Raw genomic sequence first — 11,667 nt, forward strand, 5'->3', positions numbered from 1 at the left:
ACTTACTCTGATATTTCATCTAACGTTTTCTCAAAGCTTGGAACAAAATGGGTGAGAAAGTAATTTACTTCTGGCATATGTAATTCCAGAATTTTTTCTTCAATTTGGCTTTTTGCAACAACAAACTCTTTGTTTCCAGCTGATAACTCTGATACACATTTTAAATAGGCATCTAACAAGTCGGCTGCTTTTATAAAGCTAGTTAACTCATGGTCATGCTTCTCACTAATTACTTGCCTATAAATGTTTTTTAGAGGGTCTGGAGCTTGTTGAACTAACCGTTCAGCAGCTAAATCTTCAATATCGCGAAAGTTCTTCAGGATATTTTTATTATGATGTTTTACTGGAGTAGGGATATCTCCTGTATAGACTTCTGTAACATCATGAAAAAGTGAGAGTGTGACAGCTTTTTCAGTATTTACTTCCTTATGAAATATCTCGTTTGCAATCGAACAGAGACAATGAGTGATAAGAGATACATGAAAGGTATGTTCTGCAACATTTTCTTTCATAACATTTCTCATGAGACTCCATCTTTCGATATATCTTAACCGAAAGAGGTTTGCCATTAAATGACTTTCCACGGTTTCACTTCCTTACAAAATTAAAATAAACACCTAAAATACTATACCACAGCCTTTCAACAAGCAAGTAATCAGAATGTTGATGTGAAAACGGAAGGAATAGACCAGATACGGGAGCAATAATACAGGATTTCTAGATAAATTAATCTCAGTCTTTCGTATCACGAAATTTCGGGCAATATCGCTTTGTATCACTTTTCACAATCTCTCTTTTTTATGTTTTAATAAAATAACAAACGATATGTACAGAATTAACTGTACAGAAAAAATGAAAGGAAGTGTCATTGTATGGATAATAGTGACAGGACAGTTTTTAAAATATCTGTCGCAATTGCGATCATGTTTGTAGGTATTGGAATTCTTATTCCAAATCAATTAGGTGAAGCAATGGTAGTAGCCCAAAGCTTTATGCTTGAATCATTTGGTTGGTTTTATCAATTGGTTGCGACATTTTTTCTGGGCTTTGCTATCTTTATGATATTTAGTAAGTATGGAAAGATCAAATTAGGTAAGGAAGATTCGAAACCAGAATATAGTCGTCCCACATGGTTTGCGATGTTATTTTCCGCCGGAATGGGTATTGGTTTACTCTTTTATGGAGTGTCTGAGCCGATATCTCACTTTGTTTCGCCACCAATCGGAGAAGGAGGAACAGAACAATCTGCTATTGTAGGGATGCGTTATACTTGGCTTCACTGGGGATTGCATGCGTGGGCGATTTACGCAATGGTTGCATTAGCTTTAGCATATCAGAAGTTTAGAAAAGGTGCCCCAGGTTTAATGAGCGCAACGCTCTATCCGGTGCTTGGTGAAAAGGTGAAAGGTCCAATCGGTAAAACAGTTGATGTTATAGCCGTATTTGCCACATTATTTGGAGTTGCTGCCTCTTTGGGCTTAGGATCTCAACAAATAAATGCTGGCTTAGAATATCTAATCGGTATTCCAAATAACTTTATGGTACAAATGATGATCATGGGTATCATTACAGTTCTTTTCATCATCTCAGCAAACACAGGAATATCCAAAGGAATTAAGTATTTAAGTAATGTAAACATGTCAATCGCAACGTTACTATTAGTTACAATGCTAATCCTTGGGCCAACATTATTTCTTCTTAACATGTTTACAACAAGTCTAGGAAGTTATATTCAAAATGTAGCATTAATGGGCTTACGTTTATCACCTTTTGATGGCAATGAAGCTGCCTTTACACAAGGGTGGACAGTATTTTATTGGGCATGGTGGATTTCTTGGACACCATTTGTCGGAATGTTTATTGCACGAGTTTCCAAGGGAAGAACAATCCGCGAGTTTACTGTAGCCGTCTTGCTCGTTCCTACATTAGTCTGTGGTCTTTGGTTTACCGTTTTTGGAGGAACAGGAATGTATTTAGAGTTAATCCAAGGGTTAAATGTATCAGGCCAGGGACTAGAAACAGCACTTTTCTATGTCTATCAACACTTACCACTAGGCGTTCTACTTTCGATTTTGACAGTAGCCTTAATTACAACCTTCTTTGTTACATCAGCTGACTCAGCTACTTTCGTATTAGGGATGTTAACAACGGGCGGTAACTTAAATCCTAGTAATCGGGTAAAAATCACGTGGGGCATCATCCTTGTTGCATCAACTATCGTCTTGATGGCCTCAGGGGGCTTGGCAGGTTTACAAACTGCGATTATTGTTAGTGCTTTGCCGTTAACATTTATTGTTCTGGTCATGTGTTATGGGTTGGTAAAAGCACTTAATAAAGATTTGAAAGAGCAAAAGACGGATATTACAATGCATAAAGAGAAAAAGCTAGCGGCAAAATCTAAGCCCGCTAGTTAGAAAATAATAAACCACCATTCTTTAAACAAAGAGTGGTGGTTTATTTATTTTTATAACACTACTTCAAAAACCCTTCGCTTAAGCGAAGGGTGGTGAGGTACTCGATAGAAATCCAGCAATGATAACAACTATGATAATGAGAATTAATTCTATTCTTAAGCTCCAAAATAAGCGGCTAAGACTTTGTACATCGCCCTGTTTTAATTTCGGTAACCAGATGAAACGATGGTAGGCAGCAATGATTAGTATCGGAGTAAAAGCAAGTAGCTTCCAAAGTAACGTTATACCATAATTAGAGGTAAGAAGCTGATCCCAAGAATGTAAGTAACCAACACTTAGAATAAAACCAGAAGCGATAATAACTACAATTGACCAGAGAGCGATCTTTGAAAACTTCAAAAGCTTTTTATGAAAATCATTTAGTCTAGATAACTGTTTTTTACCTAGCATAGAGTAAATAGTAAATCCTATAATACCTCCGAACCATATACTTGCTGCAGCTAAATGGAGGGTATGTGAAAGTATGTTCAAGAAACTTCCAGAAGCATGACCACTCCACGCAAAGCTAAAAAAGAGCCCAAGGAAAATAAGTGAGTTTAGAATAATTTGGCCTTTTTTTTGATAAAAACTAGCGAAAAATAAGACTAAGAATAAAATTGGTTTTACAATGCTCGCAAATCCAATGTTTGTTGTAGTTAGTATTACTAAAAATGTATCAACAATTGGTTGATTACTAAGTTGTAAAGCTCGTATCAATACTTGAGTAAACCCTGTAAGTATAAAAATTAAACTTGCTACAATGAATAAAACTCTCTCAATAAACAGCATGTTTTGACTTTTTAGTAGGACAGCCCTAAAAAAGAACATACCTGCAATACTTATTAAAAGTAGTAATTCCAAGATACGTACATAAGTACCTGCATGGTATTCATTGTGTTTATCGTGGTCATTGTGATTATTTACTGAAGGAACTGCTGATTGTTGTTCATCGATCTCATCTTCACTTTCGTCAACTAAGTCGTCGCTAGGAACTGGCTCAATATTTTCTTCACTTGAGGGCGTTTCTATAATTTCAATTTCTTGTACGGGAGCATTCACAGTAAAATGAAACGATCCACTTGTCACGTGTGTATCTTTGGCTAATATTTGCCAATCGACGATATAAACCCCATTCTCTAGATTCGGAGGACGTAATATAAGTTCTTGATTGTTGTCACTGACTTGTTCTGAAGCAATAGTTTTTCCTGCTTCGTCCTTAAGCGTTAGTTTACTTAAGCTTAAATTAATTGGTTCAGAAAACTGAGCAATAATTTCTTCAGGTGAGTAATCTAACACAGATTCATTTGTTGGATATGACTCTTTAAGATACGCGTGAGCATATACATACATAGGTAGTAAAAGTATTAATAAAAAAAGTGGTAAAACAACTATTTTCTTCAACAAATATTCACCTCTCTAAAGTACAGTCGCTAAGTGAAGCAACTTTTACATGTACTTATTATCATGTTTAGGATATTTAATATTCCTACCATAACTATAGTAATAATTATAAAGGCTAACAATCACTCGAAAGAGCTATACACCGCAACAAAATATGGCGAAAACGTTACAATTTATTATCGTTGAAAATAATGTGGAGATAAGTTTGTTTAAGAATAGAGAATAAGTTATATTGACAGAATTTTATAAATAGTATTAAATTTTATTATAAGTATCTACTACCAGAATAATACATAGGTGCTTTAAAAGGTAAAAGCGTTAATAGCTCGCGATTTGAAATCATCTAAAGAATGCTCTGTTCATATGGTTATTGAACATACTGTCAGTGTATAAAATAACAATATGAGTATGGTACAAAAACATTTGGAGGGAATGAGAGAAAATGAAAAGGCTTACAAATGAAGAGGTCACAAACCTACTATTAGAGAGAGATGGCTGGAAACTAGTAGATGAGAAATGGATTGAGAAAAAATACACCTTTAAAGAATACTTAACTGGCATTGAATTTGTTCAGAAAGTAGCTCAACTGTCTGAGCAGGAAAACCATCATCCATTTATTGCAATTGATTATAAAATTGTTCGATTAAAGCTTTCATCTTGGGCAGCTAAAGGGTTGACGGACTTAGATTTTAGGTTAGCTAGTGAGTTTGATCATTTCTATGATTCTATTTGACTTTAAAAATTATTTTATGTAATCTTTAAAGAGTCAATTACTTCATTATATAAAAGCGTTAAAGTGATAAAGTTTTAAGAGATAAATAGAGGAGTGATTTTTGATGTTAACACGCAAAGTACCGAAACATTTAAGGAAATATACGGTAAGTCAAGAATATGAGAACTATACAGCAATTAATCATGCGGTTTGGAGGTATGTGATGCGTCAAAATCACCATACCTTAAAAGATACGGCACATGAAGCTTATACGGATGGCCTTAAGTCTTCAGGTATCTTTATTGAGCGTCTGCCAAACGTAGAAGAGATGAACGAATGTTTAGCACCGTTTGGTTGGGGTGCTGCAACCATTGATGGTTTTATTCCAGGAGTCGCATTTTTTGAATTCCAAGCAAATGGGATATTGCCTGTTGTAGCTGAAATCCGAAAATTAGACAATATTCAATATACACCAGCTCCAGATATCATCCATGAAGCTGCTGGTCACGCACCCATTCTTTGTGATGAAAAATACTCTGAATATGTAAAGCTTTTTGGGAACATCGGCAAGAAAGCGATAGCGACAAAAGAGGAACACGATCATTTTGAAGCTGTTCGTCACTATTCAAATTTATTGGAAAAAGGGGAGTCGACGGAAGAAGAAATTGAAGCTGCAAAAAAGAAGATCGACGAAGTTGCAGCAACAATTACTGGTCTGTCCGAGGCAGAGAAAATATCTCGACTTTACTGGTGGACAGTTGAATATGGTTTGATTGGTGAGCTAGAAAATCCGAAAATATATGGTGCAGGATTACTATCTTCTGTTTCAGAAGGGGGTAATGCTTTAAACCCTGAGGTGAAGAAACTACCGTTTGACTTAGAAACGATTATTAACACTAGCTTTGATATTACGAAACCTCAACCACAACTATTTGTTTGTGAAAATTTCGAGCAACTGACTGAAGGTGTATTGCATTTTGCAAAGGAAATGAGTTTCATGAAAGGTGGAACTGAGAGTCTAGAGAAAGCGAAGCAATCCGCTAATATTGCAACCGTCGAATATAGCTCAGGGCTCCAAGTAACAGGAGTTGTTCATGAACTACTCTATAATGATCAAGATGAAGCGGTATACTTGAAAATGATTGGGCCTACTGCTCTAGCTTATAAAGATAGTGAACTTCCTGGACATGGAACAGAGACCCATAAAGATGGCTTTGGAGCTCCTATTGGACTAGTAAAAGGAGTTTCTACACCATTAGAAAGTTTGCCTGAAGAAGAGTTAAATAGATTAGGAGTTGTAGTAGGAAACGAGTGCACTCTAATTTTTGAAAGTGGTGTCGAAGTAAAAGGACAAGTCAAAACGATCTTAAAACACGATAATCTAATTCAGGTTATTACCTTTGAAAACTGTCAGGTTACTTACCAGGGTCAAGTATTATTTGAGCCTGAGTGGGGTCTGTATGATATGGCTGTAGGGGCAAGGATTCCATCTGTTTACGCTGGTGCCGCAGACGGAGAAGCGTATTATACAATTGATGAAACGGTTGCCACAGTGGTAGCTAGTCCTGTAGAGCGTTCGGTACTAGATGGTTTATATCAGAAGGTCAGAGAGATCAGAGAGTTGCCACAAGAAAACTCTTTAGGAATGCTTCAAGAAGTATGGGAGCAAGTGAAAGCTGAGTATCCAAATGATTGGCTATTAAAATTAGAAATCGTTGAAATTCTAAATAGTAACGGTTGGTTACCTGAATTACAAACGGAAGTAACAAAAGAACTCGAAAGACTACAAGGTCTCAATCAGGAGTACCATACGTTAATTAAAAGAGGTTTAGAAATCATCTAAAGTAGGAATAAGAAAAATCACATGCTCACATGTGGTTTTTCTTTATTTTAAGCTCTTTTCGTAAACATGAAGATATCATCCAATAAATTAAGTAAGAAAAGAGCAATGCTTACTAAATTAGTGGTGAATTCTTAGTGTTTTGTGTAAAAATCCGGTTTTTGGGATTTTTACGAAAGCAACAAACTTTGCGAAAACAGCCTTATTTTAAGCTAGCCGTACATAAAAGTAGCATTTTTGGTGTAATAGTAAAAAAAGGTAGCTATCGGAAGAAGGTGAGACTTTGACGAATTCAGTTTGTGTATTGGGTGCAGGAATAGGTGGATTAATGGCAGGAGCTTATTTAGCGAAAGCTGGCTTTCATGTCACCGTAATTGAAAAGGCAAGAACTGTCGGAGGGTCAGCAGGCTGGTATGTTCGGAAAGATCGAATTTTTCCTACGGGTGCAACGATAGCATTTGGGTTGGAAGATGGCGGTCTTTTTAGGAAACATTTAGATAATCTTGGAATTCAAGTAGACGTCCTAGAGTTATCATATCCAATGGATATCGTTTTACCAGATCGAGAAGTTTCAATTTTTTTGGACTCATATAAATGGGAGCAGGAACTACGTAGTAAATTTTCTGACCGAAAACACGAAGTTCTAGAATTTTGGCGAAAACTAAATGAGATTAGTCAAGTTGTTCTAGAGGTTACTAGGACAGGTGTGTCTCTCCCTATCCATCGTTTTTATGACCTAGGAGGTTTGCCTATGTGGTTGATGAAAAATCCAAGGTCATTCGTTCGGCTTACTCGGTATTTTTATTGGACAGTTGAAGACTTAATGAAGAAATATAACCTAGAAAACTACGTTCCACTTCGCCAATTCCTTGATGCTCAACTGTTAGACGCTGTACAAACCGATGTTAGTGAGGCAGCACTACTGCCTTCTAGTTTAGCCTTAACGATTTATCGGAGAGGGAGCTTCTATGTAGAAAATGGAATTGGTACGATTAGCAAAAAACTAGCATGCATGATTGAAGAATTGGGTGGAGAAGTTATTACAAGTTCTCGAGTAAAAGCAGTTATTTATAACAAAGAGAATAAACTATGGGATGTTGAAAGTGCAAAATGTAAAAAGTCTTTTACGTTCCTTATTAATAATACAGGAGTTTCTTTTGGAGCTGGAACAAGTTATATGGAGAAAGAGGAGTTTTCATGGGGAGCGCTTCGGATAGATACCATTGTAAATGAAGCAGCATGTACTCAACCACTTCCTTTTGCTTATCAAATGGTAGTAAGCTCTACAAGTTCATTATTAAAGGAATTACTCCATGGTCCCTTGTATGTGACGTTCCAAAAATCCTTTAACAAAGAAGGTACACTAGTTTCAGGGGAATTGGTGATGACAGCATCTATTCACACCTACCCTGATAAGTGGGTAAAATTATCTAAGGAAGAGTATAAGAAAATCAAACAAGATGTAATGGAAGAATTACTATCTGAGATAGAAAGAGTAATACCGATCAAGCGACACTTACTCTACGTGGAGGCTGGGACACCAGTTACTTATCAGAAATTTGTTGGTAAAGGGGAAGTTGGTGGCTTTCCTTTAACAGTAACCAACGCCATACTGAGGCCAAAAAGCTTTCGCACAAAGTTACCCAACCTGTTTATTGTCGGTGAGCAGGTATTTCCGGGGCCAGGGACATTGTCGTCTGCTTTGAGTGGCTATTATGCGGCAAGAGCAATCATAAGAGAACATCAATAAATAACTCCGCCTTTTTGAAAAGCGGAGTTATTTATTGCAATTAATTTAAACTATCTACAAACAATACTGTCCGATAAAGCATGACTGCAGCTTCACTTCGGCTAATTTCTTTCTTAGGGTTAAACTGACCGTCTTCAAGCTCGGCGATATTTGAAATAAGTAGTTTTTGGACGCTTTCCATGTACTGAGGAGAAATATCAGCTTCGTCGTCAATCTCCATCCACAGTGTAATAAAGGCTAAGTCGTATTTAGCTGTTAGAGCTTTAAACAACATATCAGCAAATTGCTCTTTTGTAATAGTTTCCTCTGGAAGAATATCATTAGCCAGTTCAATGCCGTTAAATTGAGCATTGATGAAGGAAGATGCATACCACTTGTCATCTCTTACATTGGTGTAGTAATCACTAGCTTTTGGTTCTTTAATAAAGCGCATATGATCAATATTTAAATCTAATGCTCTAACAATAAAGGTTACACCAGTTGCGTAGGTAATTTTTCCGTTTGGATCAAAGATGTCATTTGCCATCCCTTTCGCAATTCCTCTTTCTTTTAGCTTAAGGATTTCTTTCTCAGCTGGGTCCCCCGAAACGTCAGAAAATGCAAAAATTGATTGTTGAAACACAAACACTAACGATACTGCCAAAAGTAGTTTGATGATCCACTTTCTGTTCATACGATCACTCCTTTATTCTATTTACCTTGTTAGACGTAAAAAATAGTTAGAAGTTACAAATTTTTATCTATCCGTATTCAAAATTGTGCTACTATTGGATAATAATTCAAATAGGTAAGCTAAAAGATTGGAGTGAAGCAGGTGCCAATAAGAAATTCGGTAAAAGCAGTTATTGTACAAGATCAAAAAATTCTTACGATTGTTAAACAAGATGAAAATGGTGAAAGTTATTATTTACTCCCTGGTGGTGGTCAGGAGCATGGAGAAAATTTTCATGAAACCTTAGCAAGAGAATGTAGGGAAGAGATAGGAGCAGAGGTTGAGATTGGTGATCTGTTATTCATCCGTGAATACATTGGCAGAAATCATGAGCATGCAGAGTTTGATTATAATGTTCACCAAATAGAGTACATGTTTGTATGTCACTTAATAGCTGGGGGAGAACAGATTGGAATTGGTTCTAATCCAGATGACGGGCAAATTGGAATTGAGTGGTTGCCAATGTCCTCATTACTAGAGTACAGGTTTTATCCACAAACACTTAGACAATATTATCTTGATTATTTTAATGGTGTTAGGCATCCAGTTTATCTAGGAGATGTGAACTAATGAGAGTCAGTGAGAAAACGATAGTTATTGATCAAAAAAAGCTAACTTATACTCACATTGAAAATAATAGTCATATAGTCTGTTATATGTTATCTGGGGCTGGTTATACATATGAGAAGCCATTACTCTATTATTCGACGATGTTACTTTTAGAAAAGAAGTTTGACGTTGTTCATGTTCATTATTCTTATGAGAAGGAATTGTTTAACCAACCGTTTGCTGATATATCCGAGTTAATCTACAGCGACGTGTCAGAAGTAATTGCTGATGTAGAAAAACAATTTATGTATGAAGAGATATTTTTTTTAGGGAAGTCTTTAGGGACAATACCTATCATTATGAAATTAATGAATGGTAAGTCCAAGCACGTCCTACTAACGCCACTCTTAAAACTTGATGAGATACATGAAGCACTGTTGGCAAGTGATCACTCTGCACTTCTTGTGATTGGTGAAGAGGATCCACATTTTGTTCCCACAAAAGTAGAGCAGCTCCGTAATAAAGCAAATTTAATAGTTGTGACTGTTCCAAAAGCAAACCACTCATTAGATATACAACCTTTTAAGTCACTAGAGTCAGTAGAAAGTCTAAAAGAAATAATTGGAAATATTGAAACGTTCATTAACGGTTAAAAAACTCCTTCTAATAAAGGAGTTTTTTCATTATTCCACCCAACCTTTTTCGTAGGCATATCGTGTAATTTGGACCCGGTTTTCTAAGTGAAGTTTATGCATAATATTTTTTAAATGATTTTTTACTGTGTATTCTGAAATGGATAACTCTGTAGAAATTTGCTTATTGGTTTGTCCTTTAGCTACTAACTCAAGTACTTCTTGTTCGCGGTTAGATAAGGGATTGTTAGCCATTTGTTTTTCTTTTTGTGAAGTAAACTCTTGTAGTAATTTAAATGCTAAGTCTTCTGACATTGGAACTTCGTCATCTGCAATTGCTTGGAGATATTCAAACCAAGCTGATGGATTGATGTTTTTTAATAAATATCCTTGTGCCCCTTTTTTTATCGCTTCAAATAGGTTCGTTACCTCGTCTGAGACAGTAATAATGATTACTTTGACATATGGGTATTTGGTTTTGATGATTTTTGTAGCGGCAAGTCCGTCCATCTTAGGCATATTAATATCCATTAAGATTATGTCAGGCATTAATTGTACTGTGAGAGTAATTGCTTCTTCTCCATCTGTCGCTTCGCCAACGATTACAAAATTGTCGTAAGAACCTACAATTTCTCGGATCGCTTCTCTTGCATGTTCATGATCATCTACGATCAAGACTCGAAACGGTTGCATCTACTTCTCCACCTTTCTAATCATTACTTGTGTTTTCTCTTCTTTACGTTCAATTACGAAGTTCCATTTCATCGCTTTTGCTCGGTCCTTCATGATCTGTAATCCATAGCCCGTGTCTGACATGTTAGGGTCAAACCCTATCCCATCATCCTCAATGAAACAGGTCCAGCCATTTAAGGTGTCTTCCGATCGTATCCAAACATGTTTAGACTTTGCATGTTTCCTAATATTCATGAGAGCTTCTTTGATACAAGCATATAGTTCTGTTTTCTCTTTCGTGCTTAATTTATTCTCGTGTAACTTCCAATCGAGATCGACAGGTATCCTAGTATCTTCTTTGAAATTTTTAATAAGAGAAGTAAGGGAATTTGTCCAGTGAAAAGCCTCTTCGTTTTTAGCGTTTCGTAAATTAAAGATCGCCTGTCTGACATCTTCATGAATGTGTTGGATGGTTTTCTTAAGCTTTTGATAAGTATCATTTTCGTTTAATTGTTTTTCTTTTTGCTCAAGTTGATTAAATTTTACGGAAACAAGGAATAAAGACTGGGCAATCCCATCATGTAGTTCCCGCGACAATTTCTCTCTTTCCTCTAATATAGATTTTTGAGACTTTTCCTTCTCAAGATCTTCCTTCATCTGTTCAAATATAGTAAATAACTTGAGTACGAATATCATTGTCACCAAAAATACAATCACAGGAGCTAATAAGTTACCAAGTTCCATCGATATATAAGGTAATAAAAATTCATGGCGTATATATTCCCATAAACCAATGGTGATGGTTGGGATGAGTAATATTAGCCATTTTATTTGTTTATAGGTCATAAAAAGTGCTCCTTTACTAAAGCTACTCCTATCAAACCATAATCGTTATAGTACATAAATAGCTAGAAAGGGCTATTCCTTTAATTTTAGTATCTTCAAT

Annotated in this window: 10 protein-coding genes and 1 pseudogene; 6 read left to right on the forward strand and 5 right to left on the reverse strand. The window is 36.0% G+C overall.

Annotated elements, in window-relative coordinates; all coding sequences use genetic code 11:
• Window positions 1-2: 2 nt before the first annotated feature.
• On the reverse strand, window positions 3-584 hold the full coding sequence (gene yfbR / locus DS745_RS11335) for a 5'-deoxynucleotidase (protein ID WP_129078353.1): 582 nt from the start codon (window positions 582-584) through the stop codon (window positions 3-5).
• Between the two features lie 288 nt (window positions 585-872).
• Here yfbR and DS745_RS11340 point away from each other — a divergent pair, with 288 nt between their 5' ends.
• The gene (locus DS745_RS11340) at window positions 873-2,414 is read left to right on the forward strand and encodes a glycine betaine uptake BCCT transporter (protein WP_129078354.1); all 1,542 of its coding nucleotides are present in this window, start codon (window positions 873-875) and stop codon (window positions 2,412-2,414) included.
• Between the two features lie 78 nt (window positions 2,415-2,492).
• Here the strand turns inward: DS745_RS11340 and DS745_RS11345 are convergent, their stop codons facing one another.
• A complete protein-coding gene (locus tag DS745_RS11345; protein ID WP_129078355.1) occupies window positions 2,493-3,857 on the reverse strand; it encodes a copper resistance CopC/CopD family protein in 1,365 nt (454 codons plus the stop codon).
• 439 nt (window positions 3,858-4,296) lie between these two features.
• Here DS745_RS11345 and DS745_RS11350 point away from each other — a divergent pair, with 439 nt between their 5' ends.
• The 3 genes from DS745_RS11350 to DS745_RS11360 all read left to right on the forward strand — a co-directional run bounded on the left by DS745_RS11350 (window position 4,297) and on the right by DS745_RS11360 (window position 8,156).
• Window positions 4,297-4,587, forward strand: coding sequence for a 4a-hydroxytetrahydrobiopterin dehydratase (locus tag DS745_RS11350; RefSeq protein WP_129078356.1), 291 nt, complete (start codon window positions 4,297-4,299; stop codon window positions 4,585-4,587).
• Between the two features lie 103 nt (window positions 4,588-4,690).
• Complete coding sequence (locus tag DS745_RS11355; RefSeq protein WP_129078357.1) at window positions 4,691-6,409, forward strand: aromatic amino acid hydroxylase; 1,719 nt, start codon at window positions 4,691-4,693, stop codon at window positions 6,407-6,409.
• Between the two features lie 280 nt (window positions 6,410-6,689).
• Window positions 6,690-8,156 carry a phytoene desaturase family protein gene (locus DS745_RS11360; RefSeq protein WP_129078358.1) on the forward strand — a complete coding sequence of 489 codons (1,467 nt, stop codon included), beginning with the start codon at window positions 6,690-6,692 and terminating at the stop codon, window positions 8,154-8,156.
• Between the two features lie 40 nt (window positions 8,157-8,196).
• Here DS745_RS11360 and DS745_RS11370 read toward each other — a convergent pair whose 3' ends face one another.
• Entirely contained in the window at window positions 8,197-8,829 is a 633-nt protein-coding gene (locus tag DS745_RS11370) for an S-layer homology domain-containing protein (protein WP_129078359.1), read from the reverse strand.
• A gap of 141 nt (window positions 8,830-8,970) precedes the next feature.
• Between DS745_RS11370 and DS745_RS11375 the strand changes: the two genes are divergently transcribed.
• Both DS745_RS11375 and DS745_RS11380 read left to right on the forward strand, forming a co-directional pair.
• Window positions 8,971-9,438: an NUDIX domain-containing protein gene (locus DS745_RS11375; protein ID WP_129078360.1), complete on the forward strand. Its 468-nt coding sequence runs from the start codon at window positions 8,971-8,973 to the stop codon at window positions 9,436-9,438.
• Complete coding sequence (locus tag DS745_RS11380; RefSeq protein WP_129078361.1) at window positions 9,438-10,070, forward strand: alpha/beta family hydrolase; 633 nt, start codon at window positions 9,438-9,440, stop codon at window positions 10,068-10,070. Before DS745_RS11375 ends, DS745_RS11380 begins: the two co-directional genes overlap by 1 nt.
• Before the next feature lie 36 nt (window positions 10,071-10,106).
• On the opposite strand, the pseudogene DS745_RS11385 reads toward DS745_RS11380, so the two are convergent.
• Together DS745_RS11385 and DS745_RS11390 are read right to left on the reverse strand one after the other, a co-directional pair.
• Window positions 10,107-10,742 (reverse strand): annotated as a pseudogene (locus tag DS745_RS11385) (response regulator); the annotation flags it as partial.
• Window positions 10,743-11,567, reverse strand: coding sequence for a sensor histidine kinase (locus DS745_RS11390; protein ID WP_129078363.1), 825 nt, complete (start codon window positions 11,565-11,567; stop codon window positions 10,743-10,745).
• Between the last annotated feature and the right edge of the window lie 100 nt (window positions 11,568-11,667).

The sequence above is a fragment of the Anaerobacillus alkaliphilus genome (assembly GCF_004116265.1).
GTDB classification, from domain to species: Bacteria; Bacillota; Bacilli; order Bacillales; family Anaerobacillaceae; genus Anaerobacillus; species Anaerobacillus alkaliphilus.